At 71.5% G+C, this 288-nt stretch carries 1 pseudogene; it reads left to right on the top strand.

Annotated elements, in window-relative coordinates:
• Positions 1-216 (top strand): annotated as a pseudogene (locus EN850_RS35785) (pseudouridine synthase); the annotation flags it as partial.
• Positions 217-288 lie beyond the last annotated feature (72 nt).

Genomic DNA, 288 nt, shown 5'->3' with positions numbered 1-288 from the left:
CAGGCCCCCTCGTTGTGGCCGCGCGATCCGCCGGTACGCTTCCGCAAGACCGTGCCTGACAGCTGGCTGGCGATCACGATCCGTGAGGGGCGCAACCGCCAGGTGCGGCGGATGACGGCGGCGGTGAACCTGCCGACACTGCGGCTGGTGCGGGTGTCGATGGGACCCTACCGGCTGGACGACCTGCAGCCCGGACAGTGGCGGCAGATCGGTTGAGACAGAAAGGGCCGGAGGCCTTGCGGCGCCCGGCCCTCAAGCGCTGCCCTGGGGTCAGAGCCCTTCCCGCGG

The sequence above is a fragment of the Mesorhizobium sp. M8A.F.Ca.ET.207.01.1.1 genome, from assembly GCF_004794715.1.
Taxonomy (GTDB): Bacteria; Pseudomonadota; Alphaproteobacteria; order Rhizobiales; family Rhizobiaceae; genus Mesorhizobium.
This window is presented reverse-complemented; position numbering and strand designations above follow the sequence as displayed.